The organism is Streptomyces sp. NBC_01116 (assembly GCF_041435495.1).
In the GTDB taxonomy this organism is placed as follows: Bacteria; Actinomycetota; Actinomycetes; order Streptomycetales; family Streptomycetaceae; genus Streptomyces.
Window position 1 is genome coordinate 1712677 of record NZ_CP108644.1, and the last position, 23408, is coordinate 1736084.

The 23408-nt window shown below is 71.9% G+C and carries 25 protein-coding genes; 11 read left to right on the top strand and 14 right to left on the bottom strand.

The window, feature by feature from the left end:
* Positions 1-21 precede the first annotated feature (21 nt).
* The 3 genes from OG245_RS07370 to fabG form a co-directional block, all read right to left on the bottom strand.
* The gene (locus OG245_RS07370) at positions 22-393 is read right to left on the bottom strand and encodes a hypothetical protein (protein ID WP_371622731.1); all 372 of its coding nucleotides are present in this window, start codon (positions 391-393) and stop codon (positions 22-24) included.
* A gap of 187 nt (positions 394-580) precedes the next feature.
* Positions 581-1348, bottom strand: a complete 768-nt coding sequence (fabI, locus tag OG245_RS07375; protein WP_003969986.1) for an enoyl-ACP reductase FabI — start codon at positions 1346-1348, stop codon at positions 581-583.
* A 5-nt stretch (positions 1349-1353) separates the two neighbouring features.
* On the bottom strand, positions 1354-2073 hold the full coding sequence (gene fabG / locus OG245_RS07380; protein ID WP_371622732.1) for a 3-oxoacyl-[acyl-carrier-protein] reductase: 720 nt from the start codon (positions 2071-2073) through the stop codon (positions 1354-1356).
* Between the two features lie 217 nt (positions 2074-2290).
* On the opposite strand from fabG, the gene OG245_RS07385 reads away from it, so the two are divergent.
* From OG245_RS07385 to tyrS, 3 genes are all read left to right on the top strand, one after another.
* Positions 2291-3814: a TldD/PmbA family protein gene (locus OG245_RS07385; RefSeq protein WP_371622733.1), complete on the top strand. Its 1524-nt coding sequence runs from the start codon at positions 2291-2293 to the stop codon at positions 3812-3814.
* Entirely contained in the window at positions 3811-5205 is a 1395-nt protein-coding gene (locus OG245_RS07390) for a metallopeptidase TldD-related protein (RefSeq protein ID WP_371622734.1), read from the top strand. Before OG245_RS07385 ends, OG245_RS07390 begins: the two co-directional genes overlap by 4 nt.
* Positions 5206-5267: 62 nt before the next feature.
* Positions 5268-6539, top strand: coding sequence for a tyrosine--tRNA ligase (gene tyrS, locus OG245_RS07395; RefSeq protein WP_371622735.1), 1272 nt, complete (start codon positions 5268-5270; stop codon positions 6537-6539).
* A 78-nt stretch (positions 6540-6617) separates the two neighbouring features.
* Here tyrS and OG245_RS07400 read toward each other — a convergent pair whose 3' ends face one another.
* Positions 6618-6896 carry a GlsB/YeaQ/YmgE family stress response membrane protein gene (locus OG245_RS07400; protein ID WP_371622736.1) on the bottom strand — a complete coding sequence of 93 codons (279 nt, stop codon included), beginning with the start codon at positions 6894-6896 and terminating at the stop codon, positions 6618-6620.
* A 220-nt stretch (positions 6897-7116) separates the two neighbouring features.
* Here OG245_RS07400 and OG245_RS07405 point away from each other — a divergent pair, with 220 nt between their 5' ends.
* Both OG245_RS07405 and OG245_RS07410 read left to right on the top strand, forming a co-directional pair.
* Complete coding sequence (locus tag OG245_RS07405; protein ID WP_371622737.1) at positions 7117-7494, top strand: DUF3099 domain-containing protein; 378 nt, start codon at positions 7117-7119, stop codon at positions 7492-7494.
* A gap of 263 nt (positions 7495-7757) precedes the next feature.
* Positions 7758-8015, top strand: coding sequence for a hypothetical protein (locus tag OG245_RS07410; RefSeq protein WP_371622738.1), 258 nt, complete (start codon positions 7758-7760; stop codon positions 8013-8015).
* A 94-nt stretch (positions 8016-8109) separates the two neighbouring features.
* On the opposite strand, the gene moaA is transcribed toward OG245_RS07410, so the two are convergent.
* The 3 genes from moaA to OG245_RS07425 all read right to left on the bottom strand — a co-directional run bounded on the left by moaA (position 8110) and on the right by OG245_RS07425 (position 11389).
* Entirely contained in the window at positions 8110-9099 is a 990-nt protein-coding gene (gene moaA / locus OG245_RS07415) for a GTP 3',8-cyclase MoaA (protein WP_050358245.1), read from the bottom strand.
* 284 nt (positions 9100-9383) lie between these two features.
* On the bottom strand, positions 9384-11027 hold the full coding sequence (locus OG245_RS07420; protein WP_371622739.1) for a cation acetate symporter: 1644 nt from the start codon (positions 11025-11027) through the stop codon (positions 9384-9386).
* Positions 11024-11389: a DUF485 domain-containing protein gene (locus OG245_RS07425; protein WP_371622740.1), complete on the bottom strand. Its 366-nt coding sequence runs from the start codon at positions 11387-11389 to the stop codon at positions 11024-11026. Before OG245_RS07425 ends, OG245_RS07420 begins: the two co-directional genes overlap by 4 nt.
* Before the next feature lie 331 nt (positions 11390-11720).
* Here OG245_RS07425 and OG245_RS07430 point away from each other — a divergent pair, with 331 nt between their 5' ends.
* On the top strand, positions 11721-13259 hold the full coding sequence (locus OG245_RS07430; protein WP_371622741.1) for a S8 family serine peptidase: 1539 nt from the start codon (positions 11721-11723) through the stop codon (positions 13257-13259).
* 70 nt (positions 13260-13329) lie between these two features.
* Here the strand turns inward: OG245_RS07430 and OG245_RS07435 are convergent, their stop codons facing one another.
* The 3 genes from OG245_RS07435 to OG245_RS07445 are packed head-to-tail and all read right to left on the bottom strand — an operon-like array spanning position 13330 to position 16032.
* Positions 13330-14388 carry a zinc-dependent alcohol dehydrogenase family protein gene (locus tag OG245_RS07435; protein WP_371622742.1) on the bottom strand — a complete coding sequence of 353 codons (1059 nt, stop codon included), beginning with the start codon at positions 14386-14388 and terminating at the stop codon, positions 13330-13332.
* 22 nt (positions 14389-14410) lie between these two features.
* Positions 14411-15118, bottom strand: a complete 708-nt coding sequence (locus OG245_RS07440; protein WP_371622743.1) for a lysoplasmalogenase — start codon at positions 15116-15118, stop codon at positions 14411-14413.
* Positions 15115-16032 (bottom strand): sterol desaturase family protein, encoded by a 918-nt coding sequence (locus OG245_RS07445; RefSeq protein ID WP_371622744.1) that lies wholly within the window; start codon positions 16030-16032, stop codon positions 15115-15117. The genes OG245_RS07440 and OG245_RS07445 overlap by 4 nt, the downstream gene beginning before the upstream one ends.
* 684 nt (positions 16033-16716) lie before the next feature.
* On the opposite strand from OG245_RS07445, the gene OG245_RS07450 reads away from it, so the two are divergent.
* From OG245_RS07450 to OG245_RS07470, 5 genes are all read left to right on the top strand, one after another.
* Positions 16717-17739, top strand: coding sequence for a DEDDh family exonuclease (locus OG245_RS07450; protein ID WP_371627831.1), 1023 nt, complete (start codon positions 16717-16719; stop codon positions 17737-17739).
* A 64-nt stretch (positions 17740-17803) separates the two neighbouring features.
* The gene (locus OG245_RS07455; RefSeq protein ID WP_007459448.1) at positions 17804-18037 is read left to right on the top strand and encodes a hypothetical protein; all 234 of its coding nucleotides are present in this window, start codon (positions 17804-17806) and stop codon (positions 18035-18037) included.
* A 78-nt stretch (positions 18038-18115) separates the two neighbouring features.
* Complete coding sequence (locus OG245_RS07460) at positions 18116-18919, top strand: SURF1 family protein (protein ID WP_371622745.1); 804 nt, start codon at positions 18116-18118, stop codon at positions 18917-18919.
* Positions 18920-18986: 67 nt separating this feature from the next.
* Positions 18987-20780: a glycoside hydrolase family 15 protein gene (locus OG245_RS07465; RefSeq protein WP_371622746.1), complete on the top strand. Its 1794-nt coding sequence runs from the start codon at positions 18987-18989 to the stop codon at positions 20778-20780.
* Between the two features lie 4 nt (positions 20781-20784).
* The gene (locus OG245_RS07470; RefSeq protein WP_371622747.1) at positions 20785-21540 is read left to right on the top strand and encodes an SDR family oxidoreductase; all 756 of its coding nucleotides are present in this window, start codon (positions 20785-20787) and stop codon (positions 21538-21540) included.
* 35 nt (positions 21541-21575) lie between these two features.
* On the opposite strand, the gene amaP is transcribed toward OG245_RS07470, so the two are convergent.
* Genes amaP through OG245_RS07490 form a run of 4 tightly spaced genes read right to left on the bottom strand, consistent with a single transcriptional unit; the run spans position 21576 to position 23381 of the window.
* The gene (amaP, locus tag OG245_RS07475; RefSeq protein ID WP_371622748.1) at positions 21576-22154 is read right to left on the bottom strand and encodes an alkaline shock response membrane anchor protein AmaP; all 579 of its coding nucleotides are present in this window, start codon (positions 22152-22154) and stop codon (positions 21576-21578) included.
* A gap of 5 nt (positions 22155-22159) precedes the next feature.
* Positions 22160-22843, bottom strand: a complete 684-nt coding sequence (locus OG245_RS07480; RefSeq protein WP_371622749.1) for a DUF6286 domain-containing protein — start codon at positions 22841-22843, stop codon at positions 22160-22162.
* The gene (locus OG245_RS07485; RefSeq protein ID WP_371622750.1) at positions 22840-23193 is read right to left on the bottom strand and encodes a hypothetical protein; all 354 of its coding nucleotides are present in this window, start codon (positions 23191-23193) and stop codon (positions 22840-22842) included. The genes OG245_RS07480 and OG245_RS07485 overlap by 4 nt, the downstream gene beginning before the upstream one ends.
* A complete protein-coding gene (locus OG245_RS07490) occupies positions 23190-23381 on the bottom strand; it encodes a hypothetical protein (RefSeq protein WP_012381448.1) in 192 nt (63 codons plus the stop codon). The genes OG245_RS07485 and OG245_RS07490 overlap by 4 nt, the downstream gene beginning before the upstream one ends.
* Positions 23382-23408 lie beyond the last annotated feature (27 nt).

The following is a 23408-nucleotide window of genomic DNA, read 5'->3' on the forward strand; positions in this document are numbered from 1 at the left end:
GGCACCGCTCGGATCAGCGGATCAGACAGGGGCGGGGCGGTGGCTGACCCAGGCCGTGGCGATCTCCTTCCAGCAGCGGTCCTCCAGGCGTACGGTCCGGCCGGGCTCCACCGCGACCGCCGTGCCGTCCGCGTCGACGTCCCACCAGCGGTCGCATTCGGTGTGCAGCCGGACCAGGTCGGTGGAGGGGTAGGGGTTGTGGCAGTAGGCGACGACCCGGGAGCCCTCGACGGACGTACGGCACTCCGAGCCGGCCGGTTCGGGCTTCGGGGGCTCCGCCCGCGTGCCGGAGTCGGCTCCTCTGGCGGCGTGGACTCCCAGAGGCACGGCGAGTGCGGCGACGACCACCGGGGCGGCCAGCAGGAGATGGGTTCGGCGGCGCGTGGGACGCACGGCGATCTCCCTCCCGCAGCCTGACAAGAAGTCCGGTTCCTCCTCATTCTGCGGTGGATCGGCCGACTTTTCGACCGGAGCGGCAGCGGGAGGCCACGGGGTGCGAGACGGCCCCCGGCCGCGTACCGCCTCCGGAGGACCGGGAGGAGGTACGCGGCCGGGGGCCGTCGGCGGGGTGGTTCGCGGGTCAGGCGCCCATCATGTGCACGCCGCTGTCGACATGGATGATCTCGCCCGTGGTGCGCGGGAAGAAGTCGGAGAGCAGGGCGACGATGCTGCGGCCGGCCGGCTCCGGGTCGTTCATGTCCCAGGCCAGCGGGGCGCGGGTGTTCCAGACGTCGGCCAGCTCCTCGAAGCCCGGGATGGACTTGGCGGCCATGGAGCGGAGCGGTCCGGCCGAGATCAGGTTGCACCGCAGCCCGTCCTTGCCCAGGTCACGGGCGAGGTAGCGGGAGGTGGCCTCCAGCGCGGCCTTCGCCGGGCCCATCCAGTCGTACTGCGGCCAGGCGTACTGGGCGTCGAAGGTGAGGCCGACGATAGAGCCGCCCTCGCTCATCAGCGGCTTGCAGGCCATGGCCAGCGACTTCAGGGAGAACGCCGAGACGTGCATCGCGGTGGCGACGGACTCGAACGGCGTGTTGAGGAAGTTGCCGCCGAGCGCGTCCTGCGGCGCGAAGCCGATGGAGTGGACGACGCCGTCCAGGGAGCCGAGCTCCTCGCGCACCAGGCCGGCGAGCCGGTCCAGGTGCTCCTGGTTGGTCACGTCCAGCTCGATGACCTTGGCAGGCTTCGGCAGCTTCCTGGCGATGCGCTCGGTCAGGGTGGGGCGGGGGAAGGCCGTCAGGATGACCTCGGCACCCTGCTCCTGGGCCACCTTCGCGGCGTGGAACGCGATGGACGACTCCATCAGCACCCCGGTGATCAGGATGCGCTTGCCGTCGAGAATTCCGCTCATGGTGATCAGTGACCCATGCCCAATCCGCCGTCAACGGGAATGACGGCTCCAGTGATGTACGACGCGTCGTCGGAGGCGAGGAAGCGCACCGCGGCGGCGATCTCCTCGGGCCGCGCGTAGCGGCCGAGCGGCACCTGGGACACGATGCCCTTGCGCTGCTCCTCGGTGAGCGCCTGGGTCATGTCGGTGTCGACAAAACCGGGGGCGACGACGTTGAAGGTGATGTTCCGCGAACCGAGTTCACGGGCCAGCGACCGGGCGAAGCCGACGAGCCCGGCCTTGGAGGCGGCGTAGTTGGCCTGACCGGCCGAACCGAGGAGGCCGACGACGGAGGAGATCAGGACGACACGGCCCTTCTTCGCGCGCAGCATGCCGCGATTGGCGCGCTTGACGACCCGGAAGGTCCCCGTGAGGTTGGTGTCGAGGACGGAGGTGAAGTCCTCCTCCGACATCCGCATCAGCAACTGGTCCTTGGTGATGCCGGCGTTGGCGACCAGCACCTCCACGGGACCGTGCTTCTCCTCGATCTCCTTGTAGGCCTGCTCCACCTGCTCGGCGTCCGTGATGTCGCAGCGCACCGCGAGGACACCGGCTTCGGTGAGCACCTGGGGCGGCTCTCCGGAACGGTAGGTGATCGCGACCTGGTCGCCGTTGTCGGCGAAGGCGCGGGCGATGGCGAGGCCGATGCCCCGGTTTCCTCCGGTGACGAGAACCGAGCGGCTCAACGGATCACCCTTTCCTTGGCGGTGTGGTACATCGAAAAACCTATCGGTACCGTGCGCCGATCGGAGAATCGGGCCCTGACAGTGGCTTGTCCGGGGTGCTGTCGGGTTCCTACAGTGCGCGCGCGTACGTGGTCGGCCCACGCGTCCTCGATATCCCCCGGTGCGGTCACCCTCCGGCATGGTTCACTGCCGTGATGTATCGAGAAGGGAACTCCCTGTGCCCCACGAGGTAGATCAGTCATTCCTGGCCCTGCCGTCGCGCGCGCTGGCCGACGCGGCGCTCGCCCGGGCGCGGGCGCTGGGCGCGACCCACGCGGACTTCCGGCTGGAGCGGGTACGCAGCGCCTCCTGGCGGCTGCGGGACGCCCGGCCGGCCGGCGCGTCGGACAGCACGGACCTCGGGTACGCGGTGCGGGTGGTGCACGGCGGTGCCTGGGGGTTCGCCTCGGGCGTCGACCTGACGATGGACGCCGCCGCGAAGGTGGCCTCGCAGGCCGTCGCCATGGCGAAGCTGTCGGCGAAGGTGATCGCGGCCGCCGGTTCCGACGAGCGGGTGGAGCTGGCGGACGAGCCGGTGCACGGCGAGCGGACCTGGGTCTCGGCGTACGACGTCGACCCCTTCTCCGTACCGGACGAGGAGAAGGCGGCCCTGCTCGCCGAGTGGAGCGGGCGCCTGCTGGGCGCGGAGGGCGTCGCGCATGTGGACGCGTCCCTGATGGCCGTGCACGAGAACAAGTTCTACGCGGACACGGCGGGCACCGTCACCACCCAGCAACGGGTGCGGATCCACCCGCAGTTCACCGCCGTCGCGGTGGACGGCACGAGCGGTGGGTTCGACTCGATGCGGACCATCGCGCCGCCGGCGGGCCGGGGCTGGGAGTACCTGACCGGGACCGGCTGGGACTGGAACGACGAGCTGGAGCGGATCCCCGGGCTGCTCGCGGAGAAGATGCGCGCGCCGGGCGTCGAGGCGGGGACGTACGACCTGGTCGTCGATCCGTCGAACCTGTGGCTGACCATCCACGAGTCGATCGGCCACGCCACCGAGCTGGACCGGGCGCTGGGGTACGAGGCGGCGTACGCCGGGACCTCGTTCGCCACCTTCGACCAGCTGGGCAAGCTGGCGTACGGCTCCCCCGTGATGAACGTGACCGGTGACCGCACGGCCGAGCACGGGCTCGCGACGATCGGGTACGACGACGAGGGCGTCGAGGCGCAGTCGTGGGACCTGGTGAAGGACGGCACGCTGGTCGGCTACCAGCTGGACCGCCGCATCGCGAAGCTGACGGGCCTCGGCCGTTCCAACGGCTGCGCGTACGCGGACTCGCCGGGCCATGTCCCGGTGCAGCGCATGGCGAACGTGTCCCTGAAGCCGGATCCGGGCGGGCTGTCGACGGAGGACCTGATCGGCGGGGTGGAGCGCGGGATCTACGTGGTCGGCGACCGGTCCTGGTCGATCGACATGCAGCGCCACAACTTCCAGTTCACCGGGCAGCGGTTCTTCCGCATCGAGAACGGCCGGCTGGCCGGGCAGCTGCGCGATGTGGCGTACCAGGCGACGACCACGGACTTCTGGGGCTCGATGGAGAAGGTCGGCGGCCCCCAGAGTTACGTCCTGGGCGGCGCGTTCAACTGCGGCAAGGCCCAGCCGGGCCAGGTCGCGGCGGTCTCGCACGGCTGCCCCTCCGCCCTCTTCCGGGGCGTCAACATCCTCAACACGACGCAGGAGGCCGGACGATGAGCCGCGTCAGCAAGCCGTACGAGATCGTCGAGCGGGCCCTGGGGCTGTCCACCACGGACGGTCTGGTGGTCATCGCCGACGAGCAGTCGTCCGCGAACCTGCGCTGGGCGGGCAACGCGCTCACCACGAACGGGGTGACCCGGGGGCGGACCCTGACGGTCATCGCGACCGTGGACGGGGCGAAGGGGACGGCCTCCGGCGTCGTCTCCCGGTCCGCGGTGACCACGGAGGACCTGGAGCCGCTGGTGCGGGCCGCCGAGGCCGCCGCACGGGGCGCGGATCCGGCGGAGGACGCGCAGCCGCTGGTGAGCGGGGGGCCCTCCTCGCCCGACTTCACGGACGCGCCCGCCGAGACCGGCTCGGAGGTCTTCGCCGACTTCGCCCCGGCGCTCGGCGACGCCTTCGCGCGCGCCCGGGCCGGGGGCCGCGAGCTGTACGGGTTCGCGAACCACGAGCTGACCTCCACCTACCTGGGGACGTCGACGGGGCTGCGGCTGCGTCACGACCAGCCGAACGGGACGCTGGAGCTGAACGCGAAGTCGCCGGACCGTACGCGCTCCGCGTGGGCGGGCCGGGCCACCCGGGACTTCAAGGACGTCGACCCGGGGGCGATGGACGCGGAGCTGGCACAGCGGCTGCGCTGGGCGGAGCGGCGCGTCGAGCTGCCCGCCGGCCGGTACGAGACGCTGCTGCCGCCGTCCGCGGTCGCGGACCTGCTGATCTACCAGCTCTGGTCGTCGACCGCGCGGGACGCCGCGGAGGGCCGTACGGTGTTCTCCACCCCGGGCGGCGGCACACGGCTCGGCGAGAGGCTCGCCCCGCTTCCGCTCACCCTGCGCAGCGACCCGCACGCTCCGGGTCTGGAGTCGGCGCCGTTCGTGATCGCGCACTCCTCCGGCGACAGCGGTTCCGTCTTCGACAACGGGCTGCCGCTGGCCCCGACGGACTGGGTCCGGGAAGGGAAGCTGGAGCGGCTGACGACGACCCGGCACACGGCGGGCCTGACCGGGCTGCCGGTCGCCCCGGCCATCGACAACCTGCTGCTGGAGGGCGGCGGCGGACGGTCGCTGGAGGAGATGGTCGCCGCGACGTCCGGGCGGGCGCTGCTGCTGACCTGCCTCTGGTACATCCGCGAGGTGGACCCGGCGACGCTGCTGCTGACCGGGCTGACCCGGGACGGCGTCTATCTGGTCGAGGACGGCGAGGTGGTCGGCGAGGTGAACAACTTCCGGTTCAACGAGTCGCCGGTGGACCTGCTGTCCCGGGCCTCGGAGGCGGGGCGTACGGAGAGGACGCTGCCGCGCGAGTGGGGCGACTGGTTCACCCGGGCCGCGATGCCCGCGCTGCGCGTCCCGGACTTCAACATGAGCTCGGTCAGCCCGGGGGTGTGACCCGCCTAGACTGACCCGTACATCTATCAGCGTCTCTGCCAGTCATAAGGAGCACCGGAACCGTGACGGACATCGTCGACGAGCTGAAGTGGCGCGGGCTGTTCGCCCAGTCCACTGACGAGGACGCACTGCGCAAGGCTCTCGCGGACGGTCCCGTCACCTTCTATTGCGGCTTCGACCCGACCGCGGCCAGCCTGCATGTGGGGCACCTGGTGCAGGTGCTCACCATGCGGCGGCTCCAGCAGGCCGGGCTGAAGCCGCTCGCCCTGGTGGGGGGCGCGACGGGTCAGATCGGTGACCCCCGGCCCACCGCCGAGCGCACGCTGAACGACCCGGAGACCATCGCCGCCTGGGTGCAGCGGCTGCGCGGGCAGATCGAGCCCTTCCTCACCTTCGAGGGCCCGAACGCGGCGACGATGGTCAACAACCTGGACTGGACCGCGGGCATGTCCGCGATCGAGTTCCTGCGGGACATCGGCAAGCACTTCCGGGTCAACAAGATGCTCACCAAGGACTCGGTCGCCCGGCGGCTGGAGTCGCAGGAGGGCATCAGCTACACGGAGTTCAGCTACCAGCTGCTCCAGGGCATGGACTTCCTGGAGCTGTACCGCCGGCACGGCTGCACCCTTCAGCAGGGCGGCAGCGACCAGTGGGGCAACCTCACCGCGGGCATCGACCTGATCCACCGGCTGGAGCCGGGCGCGGTCGTGCACGCGCTCGCGACGCCGCTGATGACGAAGGCGGACGGGACGAAGTTCGGCAAGTCCGAGAGCGGCGCCGTCTGGCTCGACCCGGAGATGACGACGCCGTACGCGTTCTACCAGTTCTGGCTGAACGTGGACGACCGGGACGTCTCGCGCTACCTGCGCATCCTCAGTTTCAAGAGCCGTGCGGAGCTGGAGGAGCTGGAGCAGCTGACCGAGGAGCGGCCGCAGGCCCGCTCCGCGCAGCGCGCGCTGGCCGAGGAACTGACCACGCTGGTGCACGGCGGTGCGCAGTGCGCCGCGGTCATCGCGGCGTCGAAGGCGCTGTTCGGGCAGGGCGACCTGGCCGAGCTGGACGAGGCGACGCTGAGCGCGGCCCTGTCCGAGGTTCCGGGCGCCACCGTCTCCGAGCTGGGTCCGCTGGTGGACCTGCTGGTGGAGGTCGGTCTGGCGCCCAGCAAGTCGGGGGCGCGCCGCACGGTGAAGGAGGGCGGCGCCTACGTGAACAACGTGAAGGTCGTCGACGGCGAGGTCGCACCGTCCGCCGGGGAGCTGCTGCACGGGCGCTGGCTGGTGCTGCGCCGGGGCAAGAAGAACCTGGCGGCGGTGGAGGTCGGCCCGGTCGGCTGACCTCCCACGCAGCACAGTGCCGCGGCCGGACACGCGAGGAAGGCGTGTCCGGCCGCGGCGCTGTGCGACCCGGCGAGGTCAGGTTCGTTGTCTACGGCTGCCGCGGAAGGACTGCCAGGCCATGTCGCCGAGGGCGACGACGGCCACGGCGCCCGCCAGTTGCAGCAGATGGCGGATCCAGTCGATGCCCTTGGTGTCCTCCACACCGATCCAGCCGGCCACGGCGTTGCCGAGGATGCTGCCGAGAATGCCGAACACGGCCGTCAGCCAGAGCGGGATGTCCTGCTTGCCCGGCAGGATCGCTCTGGCGATCACACCGAGCACCAGTCCGACGATGATTGCCCACAACCAGCTCATTTCGCCTCCTCGTGCGGCGCGGAGTGCGCGTCCGCTCAGTCTCGGCCCGCCGGCCCGGCGACGCATGCCCGGTTGGGCCGTCCGGGGGACCCGGCCCGCCCGCCGCGGACCGCCCGGCCCCTCGTACGGCGTGCCCCGGTCTCCTGCCCGGCCGGTGCCGGGCGTACCGTGGACGCGGCCCGGTCCGGGAGCGTCCGGCGACGAGATCTGGTGGTGGAGCATGCTGCGGAAGAGCGCGGGTACGGAGGTCATCCGGATCACGGGCGCCCGTCAGGGGCTGACGGACGACGTCCGCGGCCGACAGCGACGCTATGTGATCTCGATGTCGGTGCGCACGGTGTCGGTGGTGCTGGCCGCGGTGCTGTGGAACGTGGAGCGGCATGTGGCGATCGTGGCGCTGGTGCTGGGGGTGCTGCTGCCGTATGTGGCGGTGGTCATCGCCAACGCGGGCCGGGAGAACGTGACTTCGCTGCCGACGACGTTCGTGCAGATGCCGCTGCGGCCCGAGGTGGAGGCCGCTCCGGTGCCCGGTCCGGCCGCGTCCGGGGACTCCGAGGGGGCGTCCGGCAGGGTCCGGCCGCCGCACGAGCACACCTGATCCCGGGCGCCCCGCGAAGCTCAAGAAATGCTCAGATCAATCATGACGTTCCGGTGCACCGCACCCCGGTCGCCGTGACATACTTCGAAAGCGCTCCGCATCCCCCGTCGGAGCGACGGACCGACGCCGGGCAGCTCCCCCCGTGGCTGCTCGGCGTCGCCCTTTCTCCGGCCGGGGATGCGTCAGAAGGCTCGTGGAGCACCCGACTCGGCCTCTGGCGCACCCGACTCGGCTCGTGGAACACCTGACTTAGGCTGGGCCTCGTGATTTTCCCCGAGACGTCCGCCGAGAGTCCCACCGGTGCCCCGCTCTGCTCCGCCAAGGGCTGCCGGGCCGCCGCCGTGTGGGTGCTCGCCTGGAACAACCCCAAACTGCACACGCCCGAGCGGCGCAAGACCTGGCTGGCCTGCGACGAGCACCGGGAGCATCTGTCCTCGTTCCTCGGTGTACGGGGCTTCCTCAAGGACGTCGTGGCACTGCGGGACTGGGAAGCCGGGGACGGGAAGGAGACCGGGCCCTGAGCCCGGGGGCCCTGGTCCTCGGAGCCTTGAGGGACTCGCGCCTCGAGGACTCGGGCCTTGGCCCTCTGTCCTTTGAGGCTCGTCGGTCCGGGCCTCAGCCGCCGATCGCCGACATCGGGCGGTCCGGCTGCAGGAAGGACGGGTCGTCCAGTCCGGAGCCCGCCTTCTTGCCCCACATGGCCGTCTTCCAGAGCTGGGCGATCTCCTCGTCGGGCGCGTCCCCGCGCAGTGCCCCGCGCAGGTCCGTCTCCTCGCGCGCGAAGAGGCAGGTGCGGACCTGGCCGTCGGCGGTGAGCCGGGTGCGGTCGCAGGCGCGGCAGAACGGGCGGGTGACGGAGGCGATCACGCCGACGCGGTGCGGGCCGCCGTCGACGGTCCAGCGCTCGGCGGGGGCGGAGCCGCGGGACTCGTCGCTCTCGGCGGTGAGGGTGAAGCGGGTGCGCAGCGAGGCGAGGATGTCCCCGGCGGTGATCATGCCGTCGCGCTTCCAGCCGTGCTGGGCGTCGAGCGGCATCTGCTCGATGAAGCGGAGCTCGTAGTCGTGGGCGACGGCCCAGGCGAGCAGCTCGGGGGCCTCGTCGTCGTTGAGTCCCGGCATCAGGACGGAGTTGACCTTCACCGGGGTGAGCCCGGCCTCGCGGGCGGCCTCCAGGCCGTCCAGCACGTCCCTGTGGCGGTCGCGGCGGGTGAGGGTCTTGAAGACGTCGGGGCGCAGGGTGTCCAGCGAGACGTTGACCCGGTCGAGCCCCGCGGCCTTGAGGGCGGTGGCGGTCCGCTTGAGTCCGATGCCGTTGGTCGTGAGCGACATGCGGGGGCGCGGGGTGAGCGCGGCGCACTGCTCGACGATGGAGACGAGGCCGGGGCGGAGCAGGGGCTCGCCGCCGGTGAAGCGGACCTCGGTGATGCCGAGCGAGGTGACGGCGATACGGATCAGGCGCACGATCTCGTCGTCGGAGAGCAGCTCGCTCTTGCCGAGCCACTGGAGGCCCTCTTCGGGCATGCAGTAGGTACAGCGCAGGTTGCACTTGTCGGTGAGTGACACGCGCAGGTCGGTGGCGACCCGGTCATAGGTGTCGATGAGCACGGTGGGTCCCTCCCCCGGGGTGTCCGCGGTGGTGCGGTCGCTCTTGTCGGTCCGTCGCCGCTGCCGGGTCGTCGCCTCGCCCGAGGTGTCGGCCCTTCGCGGTTCCGGTAGGACCGAGCCTACGTGAGACCGCTGACATCGGGGTGGCCCGTTTGCCACGAGGCGCGGCCGGGCCGCGTCGTAGGACCCTACGACGCGGCCCGGCCGCCGGTGGTGTCCGATGAGCCGAAGGACCCGCCTGCGGTGAGCCGGGGAAGGGCCTCGCGGTGTGCTCGGTCGGCTGCTCAGTGGGCTCCGACGCCGGTGAGGGACTTGACCTCCAGTTCGGCGTACTTGTCCGTGTCGGGCTTCTCCTTGGAGAGCAGCGAGCCGACCCAGCCGAGCAGGAAGCCGAGCGGGATCGAGATCAGGCCAGGATTCTCCAGCGGGAACCAGGCGAAGTCGACGCTCGGGAACATCGAGCTCGGCTTGGAGGAGACGACCGGCGAGAACAGCACCAGCAGGACGGAGGAGGCGAGGCCCCCGTAGATGGACCAGAGGGCCCCCTGGGTGGTGAAGCGCTTCCAGAAGAGGCTGTAGAGGATCGTCGGCAGGTTGGCGGAGGCGGCGACCGCGAAGGCCAGGGCGACGAGCCCGGCGACGTTCAGGTCGCGGGCGAGTGCGCCGAGGCCGATGGAGACGACGCCGATCGCGACGGTGGCCCAGCGTGCGGCGCGGACCTCTTCCTTCTCGGTGGCCTGCCCCCTGCGGATGACGTTGGCGTAGATGTCGTGCGCGAAGGACGAGGAGGAGGCGAGGGTGAGTCCGGCGACGACCGCGAGGATGGTGGCGAAGGCGACGGCGGAGATCACCGCGAGGAGGATGGCGCCGCCGGTGGATCCGGAGCCGCCGCCGATCTCCAGCGCGGCGAGCGGCGCCGCGGTGTTGCCCGCCTTGTTGGAGGCGATGATGTCGCCGGGCTTGAGGATCGCCGCGGCGCCGAAGCCGAGCACGATCGTCATCAGGTAGAAGGCGCCGATGATGCCGATCGCCCAGTTCACGGACTTACGGGCGGCCTTGGCGGTGGGCACGGTGTAGAAGCGGATCAGGATGTGCGGCAGTCCCGCGGTGCCGAGGACCAGCGCGATGCCGAGCGAGATGAAGTCCAGCTTCGAGACGTTGTCGACGCCGTACTTCAGGCCGGGCTCCAGGAAGGCCGCTCCCTTGCCGCTGTTGCTGGCGGCGGTGCCGAGCAGGTCGGAGATGTTGAAGTTGAACTTCAGCAGGATCAGGAAGGTGATGAGCAGGGTGCCCGCGATGAGCAGGACGGCCTTGACCATCTGCACCCAGGTGGTGCCCTTCATGCCGCCGATGGTGACGTAGAGGATCATGAGCACGCCGACCAGGGCGACGATGAGGATCTTCCCGGCGTCACTGGTGATGCCGAGGAGCAGCGAGACGAGGACGCCCGCTCCGGCCATCTGGGCCAGCAGGTAGAAGATCGAGACGACGATCGTGGACGTGCCGGCGGCGGTACGGACGGGGCGCTGGCGCATCCGGTAGGCGAGGACGTCGCCCATGGTGTAGCGGCCGGAGTTGCGCAGCGGTTCGGCGACCAGGAGCAGGGCGACGAGCCAGGCGACGAGGAAGCCGATGGAGTACAGGAAGCCGTCGTATCCGAAGAGGGCGATGGCTCCGGCGATGCCGAGGAAGGACGCGGCGGACATGTAGTCGCCGGAGACCGCGAGTCCGTTCTGGAATCCGGTGAACTGGCGGCCGCCCGCGTAGAAGTCGGAGGCGCTCTTGGTCTGGCGGCCCGCCCACACGGTGATGAAGAGGGTCGCCACGACGAAGGCGCCGAACAGCGTGATGATCAGCGGCCGGTGCTCGCTCGCTCCCTCGGTGGCGGCGAGCTGGACGGCGGGATAGAGGGTGTGGGCGGCGCTCATACGTCGGCCTCCATACGGGACTTGATCGCGTCGGCCTTGGGGTCGAGCTTGGTGGCGGCGTGCCGGGAGTAGAGCCAGGCGATGAGGAAGGTGGTGGCGAACTGGGCGAGTCCGAGGACGAGCGCCATGTTGATGTTGCCGACGACCTCGATGGCCATGAATCCGCCCGCGTAGTTGCAGAGCAGGACGTAGAGCAGGTACCAGGTCACGAAGGCGATGGTCAGGGGGAAGGCGAAGGAGCGGTGGGATCGGCGCAGGTCGGCGAAGTCCGGGCTCGCCTGCATCGCGACGAACGCCTCGGTGGTGGGCTGGGCGGGGCCGTTGGGCGATGTGCCCTCGGGCGGCGGTGCATCGGTAGCCACGGAATCTCCTCGCGACGCGGGTGCGGTGGTCTGGGGGGCGGTGGGTGTCAAGGGAAGCCTCGTTACCGGGGGACGGTGATGTGCCTCCTGGACAACGGCACGGAGGGCGCGACGAAGCGGTTCACCGTGTCTTTCGCCTTCTCGGAGGTGTCGCGGTGCGCCCGGTTGCCCGGAAGCCTGCCGTTCACATGCGGCCGCATAGGTCACTCTTCGAACTCACTTGCCCGTAAGCGTTGATGCGCCGGGATGATCAGCGATAGCTTCACTCGTCATGTACGCGACCGAGCACGCCAGGTGTCCGGTCGTTCGGCACGGATGATGTGGAGAACCCATGGCTCATCTGGCATCGAGACGGACCCGCGCACTCGCGGTGCCCGTCGGACTCGCGCTGACCGCCTCGCTCGGCTTCATGCCGACGGCGACGGCCACGGCGGCGCCCACCGGCGAGCAGGCCTCCGCGAGCGTGCGGACCGACGGGCCGAAGCTGTCCTACGTGGTCAACACCCGGGGCGGCCACGGCACCGTCAAGAACGTCAAGAAGGCGATCGCCCGGGCCGGCGGCACGGTCGTCATCGCCTACGAGCAGATCGGCGTCATCGTCGTCCACTCGCAGAACCCCGCGTTCGGCGAAACGATCCGCCGGGTACGCGGTGTGGAGTCGGCGGGCGCCACCCGCACGAACCCGATCGTCCCGCAGGCCACCAAGGACGTCGGCGCGATAGCGCAGCCGCTCACCGCCGAGCAGGCGGCGGCAGCCGCCGCGGACGCGAAGGCCGGCGAGGACCCGCTGGAGCCCCTCCAGTGGTCGCTGCCCGCGATCAAGGCGGACAAGGCGCACCAGAAGACGCTGGGCTCGAAGAAGGTGACGGTCGCCGTCATCGACACGGGCGTCGACGACACCCACCCGGACCTGGCCCCGAACTTCGACACCGGCGCCTCGGCCAACTGTGTCTCGGGCGCACCGGACACCACCGCCGGCTCCTGGCGTCCGGCGGCGGGCGAGAGCGACCACGGCACGCATGTGGCGGGCACCATCGCCGCGGCGAAGAACGGCGCCGGCGTCACCGGCGTCGCCCCGGGCGTGAAGGTGTCGGGCATCAAGGTGTCGAACCCGGACGGGTTCTTCTACACCGAGGCCGTCGTCTGCGGGTTCCTCTGGGCCGCCGAGCGCGGCGTCGAGGTGACCAACAACAGCTACTACACCGACCCGTGGCTGTTCAACTGCAAGAACGACCCGGACCAGGGCGCCCTGGTCGACGCCCTCACCCGCGCCGTGAAGTACGCGGAGCGCAAGGGCACGGTCAACGTCGCGGCGGCCGGGAACTCCCGCAACGACCTGGCCTCCGACGCGATCGTGGACAAGAGCAGCCCGAACGACAGCGAGACGGTCACGCGGACGATCGACCCGAGCGCGTGCCCGGACATCCCGACCATGCTGCCGGGTGTCGTGACGGTCTCCGCGACGGGTGCGAAGGGCCTGAAGTCCTCGTACTCGAACTACGGCAGGGGCATCATCGACGTGGCCGCCCCGGGCGGTGACTCGACGGTCTACCAGACCCCCGAGCCGCCGGCCGTCAACGGGCTGATCCTGTCGACGCTGCCGGGCGGCAAGTTCGGCTACAAGGCCGGTACGTCGATGGCGTCCCCGCACGTCGCGGGCGTCGTGGCGCTGATCAAGTCGAAGCACCCCTACGCCTCGCCCACCGCGGTGAAGGCGCTGCTGACGCTCCAGGCGGACGCGAAGGCGTGCGGTGAGCCGTACGACATCAACGGTGACGGCGTCATCGACGCGGTCTGCGAGGGCGGCAGGAGCTACAACGGCTTCTACGGAGCCGGGGTCGTCGACGCGCTGGACGCGGTGCGCTGGTAGCGGGTGACCGAGCGAGGAGCGGGGGCCCGGGGAGGACGTTCTCCCCGGGCCCCCGCCCCGTGTCGGGCCCTTACGGCGTGATGAGCACCTTCAGCGCGGTCCGCTCGTCCATCTCCTTGTAGCCGACGGCCACCTCGTCCAGGCCGATGGACCGGTCGAAGACGGGCGACGGGTCGATCGTGCCGTCCAGCACGTCGGGGAGCAGCTCCGGTATGTACGTGCGTACGGGGGCGACTCCGCCGCGCAGGGCGATGTTCCGCCCGAACATCGCGCCGAGGTCCACACCGGTGGCGCTGCCGTGCGGGACGCCGACGTAACCGATGGAGCCGCCGTCGCGGACGATGCCGAGGGCGGTGCGCATCGACTGCTCGGTGCCGACGGCCTCGATGACGCTGTGCGCGCCCTCGCCCCGGGTCAGCTCGCGGACGGCGGCGAGGGCGGCCTCGCCGCGTTCGGCGACCACGTCGGTCGCGCCGAAGCGGCGGGCGATGTCGGTGCGCGCGGTGTGGCGCCCGAGCGCGATGACGCGCTCCGCGCCGAGCCGCTTGGCGGCGAGCACCCCGCACAGGCCGACCGCGCCGTCACCGACGACCGCGACGGTGCTGCCCGGCCCGACGCCCGCGCCGACGGCGGCGTGGTGGCCGGTGCCCAGGACGTCGGAGAGCGCCAGCAGGGCGGTGAGCAGGCGGTCGTCGGAGGCGGCGGCGGCCGGGAGCCTGACCAGGGTGCCGTCGGCGTGGGGGACGCGGACGGCCTCGCCCTGGCCGCCGTCCGACTGCGCGCCGTCCGGGCCGACCGAGCCCCAGAAGCCGCCCTCGGGGCAGGAGGTGGTGAGGCCCTCGGCGCAGTAGGTGCAGGTGCCGTCGGACCAGACGAACGGGGCGACGGCCAGATCACCGACGGCGAAGCCGTTCACCCCGGGGCCGGCCTCCTCGACGACGCCGAGGAACTCGTGGCCGATGCGCTGACCGGACCGCCGGGCCGACTCGCCCCGGTAGGCCCACAGGTCGCTGCCGCAGATGCAGGCCCGCAGGACCCTGAGGACCACATCGGTGGGCTGCTGGATCCCCGGGTCCGGCACCTCCTGCACCCGGATGTCGTGGGGGGCGTGGATGACGGTGGCGCGCATACGTTCGGGGTCCTTGCCGGTCTCAGACGCTGGTACCCGCTTCACGGTACGCCCCGGTTCGCCCGGTTCTCCCGGCCGGGGCGGCCGTGAGCACCCCGAGGGTCAGCAGGGCCTGGGCGGCGATGTAGGTGAGCATCACCCAGAAGTCGGGGGCGGGCGCCTGCGGCCAGTCCGCGATGCCGGTGGCGATGAGGGCGTCGGAGAGCAGGAAGAGCGCCCCGCCGGCCGCCGCGTACCGGCCGAGCACGCCGGCCCGCCAGGCCACGGCCGTGAGCAGCAGGCTGTAGCCGGTCAGCGGGATACGCAGGTCCGCCGGGAGGTCCGGCCAGATCAGCACGAGGAAGAGGACCAGGACGAGGGCGTATCCGACGCCCGTGGCCAGCGGCGCACGGGCCCGGTCGCGGCCGAACAGCGTCAGGTAGCAGACATGGCCGACGGCGAAGGAGCCCATGCCAAGGAGGAAGGCCAGGTCGGCGTCGGCGAGCAGGAAGACGTCACCGCCCCACCCGAACAGCAGGGCCGCGACGAGCAGCCGGGGTCCGCCGCTCAGTGCCGCGTACCCGGCGAGCAGCGGCATCAGCAGCGGCTTGGCGACCAGGTGGACGGTCTCGGCCCCGGCGATCAGCCCGGCCAGGTCCACCGCGGCGGCGAGGAGGAAGGCGAGGAGCACCGGGCGGGCGAAGCGCTCGGCTCCGCGGGGGCGCGCGGGGCGGGAGTCGGTGGCGCTCACAGGGCGCGTTCCGGGGCGGAGGTCTCCATGGACACGGGCACCGGTTCTCCGGCCGCGGTACCGGCCGGGGCCCCCGCCTTCGGCGCCGGCTGCCAGCCGGGCCCGCGGAAGACCCGTCCGGCCCGCTCGCCCCAGGTGCCGGCGGCCCGGACGTCCCGGGCGATGGCGGCGTACTCGTGGGTCGCGACGCGCAGCGGGTTGTGGGTGGTGATGTTCTTGGTGAGCCCGTAGACGGGCCGCTCGGTCTCGGCCGCGAAGGACCCGAACATCCGGTCCCAGACGATCAGGATCCCGCCGTAGTTGCGGTCCAGGTAGCCGCCCTGGGAGGCGTGGTGGACGCGGTGGTGGGAGGGCGTGTTGAGGACGTACTCGAAGGGCCGCGGGAGCCTGCCGACGCGCTCGGTGTGCACCCAGAACTGGTAGACGAGGTTGGCCGACTGGCAGAACGCGAGCGCCGCCGGGTGCACCCCGCAGGCGATCAGCGGCAGGTAGAAGGGCCAGACCGTCGCGGAGGTCCAGGGCTGGCGCAGCGCGGTGGTGAGGTTGAACTTCTCGCTGGAGTGGTGGACCACGTGGCAGGCCCACAGGATCCGGATCACGTGGTGGCCGCGGTGGGACCAGTAGTAGAAGAAGTCCTGGGCGAGGAGCATCAGCAGGACGGTCCACCACAGCACGGGCACCCGCAGCGGCGTCAGTTCGTAGACGCCCATGTAGATCGCCAGGATGGGGATCTTCCACAGCAGGTCGAAGCCGAGGCTGCCGATGCCCATGGTGAGGCTGGTGGCGGTGTCCTTGGTCGCGTACCCGGCGGCGTCCTCGTCCGGATGGAGGCGGTAGCTGACCATCTCGATCACGGTGAGCAGCACGAAGGCCGGTATTGACCACAGCACGACATCGGGCAGGTTCGGCTCCATGCGAGCACCGTAGGGCCGCGCGTCGGCGAGGGCTAGACGTTGTTACCCACAAGTATGCGAGACCTGGCGTCAGCAGTCTTTGGCACCTTCTGCCAAGGGACCCGACGCGGTGCGGGCCGTGCTGCCCGAGCGGCTGACCACCGCCACGGACGTACGGCGGCTGCTCGCCGTCCGGTCGGGCGGCGGGGCGGATCTGCTGGACACCCCGCGCAACCGTTCCCTGCCGCGCGGGCTCCGGCGCGAACTCCTCGCCGTGCTCGACGGGTTGGCCCCTCCTGGCCGGTCGAGGACCTGCTGCGCCACCCGGAGCGGTGGAAGCGGGCCGGCGAGACGCCGCACCCCGACGAGCAGCACGCACGCCCCCCGGACGAGGAGGAGCCGCGCGGCACGGAGGACGGGGACGGCGTCGCCGCGACGGAACGCGCGGCGACCGGGAAGCGGGTGCCGCTCGCCCTGGTGAACGGGGACGCGGCCCCGGAGAAGGCGAGCGGCACGGTCTACCGGCTGCTGGCCGGACCGGTGGACGGCCGCGGTCCCGACCGGGTGGCCGCGGGCGATCCGGTCGCCGCGCTCGGCCGGCCCGAAGGCGTTCGGCACGCACCGGAGTTGCGGGGTCCCGACGCCTCACCGCACCCGGTCCCGTCCGGCCGAATAGGGAACTGTCAGTCGCGGCCCGTATTCTCTGTGACCATGCTCGACGACCGCCAGACAGCCGCACCGTGGCCGACCGCCTACCCCCAGGGGTACGCGGTCGTCGACGTGGAGACCACCGGACTCGCCCGCGACGACCGGATAGTGTCCGCCGCCGTCTACCGGCTGGACGCCCTGGGCAACGTCGAGGACCACTGGTACACGCTGGTCAACCCGGAGCGGGACCCCGGCCCCGTCTGGATCCACGGGCTGACGAGCGATGTCCTGGAAGGCGCCCCGCTCTTCCCGGAGGTCGCGGCCGAGCTGTCGGAGCGGCTCGCGGACCGCGTGCTCGTCGCGCACAACGCGGCGTTCGACTGGTCGATGATCGCCCGGGAGTACGCGCGAGCGTCGGTGGTCGCCCCGGTCGAGCACCGGCTGTGCACGATCGCGCTGGCCAAGGAGCTGCGGCTGCCGCTGCCCAACCACAAGCTGGCCTCCCTCGCCGCGCACTTCGGCGTCGTGCAGCAGCACGCCCACCACGCCCTGGACGACGCCCGGGTGCTGGCCGAGGCGTTCCGGCCGAGCCTGCACGCGGCGGCCCGGGGCGGGGTGCGGCTGCCACTGCTGGAGTGCCGTCCGCTGACCGAGTGGTCCGACTCCCCCGTCACCCCGCGCGTCGGCTATCAGCCCTCCCGGCAGCCGAACAGCTGGCGGCCCTCGCGCAAGCGCCCGGCCTGCCCGTATCCCAATCCGGGGCGGTACGAGAAGGAGAAGCCGCTCCAGCAGGGGATGCGGGTGGCCTTCTCCGGGGACACCTCCATCGACCGGGAGCTGCTGGAGGACCGGGCGGTGGAGGCCGGCCTGCACGTGGCGACCAGCGTGTCGCGGCTGACCAGTCTGCTGGTGACCAACGACCCGGACGCGGCCACCTCCAAGACACAGAAGGCGAAGACCTTCGGGACGCCGATCCTGGAGGAGAGCGCCTTCACCCATCTGCTGCGCGACGTGGCCCCCGCCGAACCCGTTCCGGGGACGACTCTGCCGCACCAAGCCCCCGCACCGTCATCGGAGTGAACCGGGCACGACTCGCCCGGCAGCCGCTCGCCCGGTGACCGCCGGGCGTCCCACCCTGTGGCGCATGGCACGTTGTGAGGTTTGCGGAAACGACTACGGCATGTCCTTCGAGGTGCACGCGCAGGGCGCGGTGCACGTCTTCGACTGCTTCTCCTGCGCCATCCACCGCATGGCGCCGATCTGCGAGCACTGCCGGGTCCAGGTGATCGGGCAGGGCGTCGAGGTGGACGGGCACTGGTACTGCGGCGCCCACTGCGCGCGCGCCGAAGGGAAGGCGGGCATCGTGGACAAAGTATGACGGAGCGCCCCGCCGTCGGACCGCTCCGGCGGCACCCCTGAGTGCCGCACCCCATGACCCCGGTTGTACGGTCATGGGGTGTACCGCTTCCTGTTGACCCGGCAGTGGGTGATCCTCACCCTGCTCGGCCTCGCGCTGATCCCGACGATGATCGAGCTGGGTTTCTGGCAGTTCCACAAGCACGAACACCGGGTCGAGCAGAACGGGCTGATCTCGCGGAACCTCGACGCGGAGCCGGTCCCGGTCTCCGAGCTCACCTCTCCCGGACACACCGTCCCGCGCTCGGACTACTGGCGGGCGGTCACCGCGACGGGGACGTTCGACACCGAGCACGAGGTGGTCGTCCGCCGCCGGACCTCGGACGACGACCGCATCGGCGTCCATGTCCTGACCCCGCTGGACCTCAAGGGCGGCGGCACCGTCCTGGTCAACCGCGGCTGGGTGCCGGCCGCTCCGAACCAGACCGCCTTCCCCGACGTGCCGCCCGCGCCCCGGGGCGAAGTGACCGTCGCCGGGCGGCTCAAGGCGGACGAGACGACCGGCAGCAGCGGCATCAAGGACCTGGCGGGACTGCCCGACCGGCAGGTGATGCTGATCAACAGCGACCAGCAGTCCCAGCTGCTGTCCCGGACGGTCCTCGGCGGGTACATCGAGCAGACCGCCCCCCGGCCGGCCGGTGCCCTGCCCGAGCAGATCGCCTCCCCCGACGACAGCTCGATCGGCCCGCACATGGCCTACGCCGTCCAGTGGTGGCTGTTCGTCGCCGCCGTCCCGGTCGGCTGGATCGTCCTCGTACGCCGTGAGAAGCGCGACCGCGAGCAGGCCGCCGCCGAGAACGCGACGGCCGACGCCCCCGAGCAGCCCGCGCCGGCGAGCGCCTGAGGTCTCCGGCACACCCTCGATGCCTGATGGCTGGTTGACATGGGCCCGGTCCGGGAAAACGCCAGGCGTGACCCCACGCATCGAGGACTACGCCCTGATCGGCGATCTCCAGACCGCCGCGCTCGTCGGCAGGAACGGTTCCGTCGACTGGCTCTGCCTGCCCCGCTTCGATTCCGGCGCCTGCTTCGCCGCCCTGCTCGGCACCGAGGAGAACGGCCACTGGCGCATCGCGCCCAAGGGGGCCAACCCCTCGGACACCTGTACCCGGCGCGGGTACGCCGGTGACTCCCTGGTCCTGGAGACGTACTGGGAGACGCGGACCGGCACGGTGAAGGTCATCGACTTCATGCCGCAGCGCGACAGGTCGCCGGACCTGATGCGGATCGTCGAGGGCGTCAGCGGCACCGTCGACATGAGTTCGGTGCTGCGGCTGCGCTTCGACTTCGGCTCGGTGGTGCCCTGGGTGCGGCGTTCGCACGGCCACCGGGTGGCGGTCGCCGGCCCCGACTCCGTATGGCTGCGCAGCGAGCCGCCGGTCAAGACGTGGGGCCAGCAGTTCAGCACCTGCTCCTCGTTCACCGTCGCCGAGGGCGAGAGCGTCGCGTTCGTGCTGACCTGGCACCCCTCGCACTCGCCGCGCCCGAAGCTCATCGACCCGCACAAGGCGCTGAAGCACACCCTCCACGACTGGGCGAAGTGGACCGCCGCCTGCACCTACGAAGGCCCCCACCGCGACGCCGTGCTGCGCTCCCTGATCACCCTGAAGGCGCTGACGTACGGCCCGACCGGCGGCATCGTGGCGGCCCCGACCACCTCCCTGCCGGAGGAGATCGGGGGCGTACGGAACTGGGACTACCGCTACTGCTGGCTGCGGGACGCCACGCTGACGCTCGGGGCGATGGTCTCGGCCGGCTATCTGGAGGAGGCGGAGGCCTGGCGGGACTGGCTGCTGCGGGCCGTCGCCGGGGACCCGGCCGACCTCCAGATCATGTACGGGCTGGCGGGCGAGCGGCGGCTGCCCGAGTCGGAGCTGCCCTGGCTCACCGGGTACGAGCACTCCCGGCCGGTGCGCACCGGCAACGCGGCCGTGCGCCAGCGTCAGCTCGATGTGTACGGCGAGGTCATCGACGCGCTCCGCCTCGCCCGCGTCGCCGGTCTCGACGACAAGCCGCACGCCTGGAACCTCCAGCTCAGCCTGCTCGGCTTCCTGGAGTCGACCTGGCGCGAGCCGGACGAGGGGCTGTGGGAGATCCGCGGCGCCCGGCGGCACTTCGTGCACTCCAAGGTGATGGCCTGGGTGGCCGCCGACCGGGCGGTGTGCTCGCTGGAGGAGAATCCCGAACTGCCCGGCGACGCGGACCGCTGGCGGGCGATGCGGGACGCCGTGCACGCCGAGGTCTGCGAGAAGGGGTACGACCCCGAGCGGAACACCTTCACCCAGTCCTACGGGTCACGGGAGCTGGACGCCTCGACGCTGCTCATCGTGCGGACCGGGTTCCTGCCGCCGGACGACCCCCGGGTGATCGGCACGGTGGACGCGGTCCGCGCCGAGCTCGGCAGCGACGGGCTGGTCCGCCGCTACAGCACCCAGGGCGGCTCCGTGGACGGTCTGCCGGGCGACGAGGGCGCGTTCCTCGCCTGCTCGTTCTGGCTGGTGGACGCGTTGCAGCGGATCGGCCGGCCGGACGAGGCGCGGGAGCTGTTCGAGCATCTGCTGGGGCTGCGCAACGACGTGGGCCTGCTGGCCGAGGAGTACGACGTGGCGGCGGGGCGCCAGCTGGGCAACTTCCCCCAGGCCTTCAGCCATATCGGACTGGTGAACTCCGCTGTCGACCTCGCCGGTGCGGACCCGGCAGGATAGGGCCATGGATCTTGGACTGAAGGACCGCGTCTACATCGTCACCGGAGCGACCCGGGGCCTCGGCAACGCCACGGCCCGCTCCCTCGCCGCCGACGGCGCGAAGCTGATCATCACCGGGCGGGACGAGAAGTCCGTCGTGGAGGCCGCCGCCGAGCTGGGCCCGGACGTGGTCGGGCTCGCCGCCGACAACGCCGACCCGAGCGCCGCACAGCGCCTCGTGGACGCGGCGCGGGAACACTTCGGGCGGCTCGACGGCATCCTCATCAGCGTCGGCGGACCCGCCCCCGGCTTCCTCGCGGACAACACGGACGACCAGTGGCAGACGGCGTTCGAGACGGTGTTCCTGGGAGCGGTACGGCTCGCCCGGACGGCGGCGGCCGCGCTCGGCGAGGGCGGCGTGATCGGCCTCGTGCTCTCCGGATCGGTCCATGAGCCGATCGCGGGGCTGACCATCTCCAACGGGCTGCGCCCCGGTCTCGCCGGTTTCGCCAAGTCGCTGGCCGACGAGCTGGGCCCGCGCGGGATCCGGGTGGTGGGCGTGCTGCCGGCCCGGATCGACACCGACCGGGTCCGCGAACTGGACGCCCTGTCCGGTGACGCGGAGGCCGCCCGCACCGCGAACGAGGCGCGGATTCCGCTGCGGCGCTACGGGACGCCCGAGGAGTTCGGGAAGACCGCGGCCTTCCTGCTCTCCCCCGCCGCCTCCTACCTCACGGGCATCATGGTCCCGGTGGACGGCGGATCACGGCACGGCTTCTGACCCGCCCCGCCGGTCCCCCGGTGCCGTCAGGGCCGTCAGGACACCCGCTCCGCGCGGTGCTTGACGGCCCGCAGGCGCACCTCGGCGGGAAGCGCGTCCAGACCGGCCGAGTCGCGTGCGTGCGCCAGCGCCCCGTCGGCGACCGCGTTCAGCGTCCCGAGGGGCGCGGCGTGCGGCTCCATGAGCAGCCGGACCCGGGCCCGGGGCTCGGTGCGGCGGCCGGTCAGCATCGCCTGGGCGCGGGCCACTCCGTCGAGTGCGCCCGCCTCCGAGGCGAGGACGCCCTCCAGGGCGCGGCCCCGCAGCCGGGCCCCTTCGCCGTCGCCGCTGTCCACCAGCACGTCGGCGAGCCGGCCGCGGCGGAGCTGGGCGAGGAACCACCACAGGGCGAGGACCACGAGGACGGCGAGGACGGCGATCACCGCCGGCCACCACCAGCCGTCGTCGCGCCAGCGCTGCCGGTCGGCCGCGCTGAGCAGCACGTCGGTCTTGCCGTCCCAGGGCCACCAGGACGGCACGGACGCGCCGAGGCCGGCGGCGAGCACGGCCCCGCCGACGACGACCAGCACCAGCCCGGCCAGGGCCAGCAGGACCCGGTTGACGGTGGAGCGCATGCGGCTCATCCCTTCTTCGCCGGTCGGTGCACCTGGACGGAGAGGGCCGGCGGCTTCGCCAGGCCCAGTTCCCGGACGGCCTTCTCCAGCACGGCGTCCAGGTCGGTCCGCACGTCGTCGAGTTCCCGGAAGTGGGAGAGCGCGCGCACCTTCGCCTTCCGCCGTCCCATGCTGACCCGCACGGACTGCACGCCGGACACCTCCACGGAGCGGTCCCGCAGGACCAGTGCGGCGGCGGTGCGGTCGAGTCCGGCCCGGACGTCGGCGCGGTCGCGGCGCATCGGCAGCAGGTCGCGCAGTCCGGGGGTGAGGGCCAGCAGGATCAGCCAGAGGCCGATCAGGGCCGCGACGCCGGCCCCGATGAGCACCGCGACGTCGTCCAGCCGCCGTTCGGCCAGTCCGTCGGCGAGGGAGCGACGCCACTGCATGGCCGGGTGGTCGGCCCGTACGGCGGCGATGTCGTAGAGCAGCAGGCCGGCTCCGCCCAGGAGTACGAGGGCCAGCAGGGCGGCCGGGACGCGGCGGGCGGACCAGAAGCGGCCCGCGGTGCTGTCGCCCCGTTCCAGGGTGGGGACCGGTTCGCGGGCGTCGGCCGTTGTGTTCGGGGCGTGCGGGCTCACGTCGCCGCCGCTCTGTCCTACGGTGGGCATCCGCCGCGTGGAGCCGGTCGGTTCACCGGGTTCGGTCATCGGACCCTCCCCTGTGCGGCGGCGCTCGTTCCGGCGGGGTGCAGCCGTTCGACCTGCACCGCCACCTCGGGCACCTCCATGCCTGCCAGCGCCTTGACCCGCTCGGCGACCCGGCGGCGTACGGCGCCGCACTGGCGGCCGATGTCGCTGGGGTAGCCGAGCTCCAGGCTGACGCGCACCCGGGCGGCGTCGCGGTGCACGGTGACCGTGGCACGCGGCGACGCCCCGTCCGCGGGCGGTTCGTCGACCGCCTCCTTCGCCGCCTGGGCGGCGATCTTGGCGACGACGCGGTCGGCGATCCGGGTCTCGCCCCGGGTCGCCGCGGCGACCCGGCCGGTCACCGCCGTCACCGTCGCCGGTCGCCGCGCTCGCGACTCCGGAAGAAGTCGCCGGGCTCCAGGTCGCCGTCCAGGAAGCGGCCGGCGATGAAGCCGACCGCGCCCAGCGCGGCCACCAGTACGAAGGCACCGAACCCGCCGAAATACCCGGCGAACCCGAGCGCCATGCCGGCCAACAGACCGGCGACAGCCATGCTCATCGTGTTTCTCTCCTCAACTGGCGTACG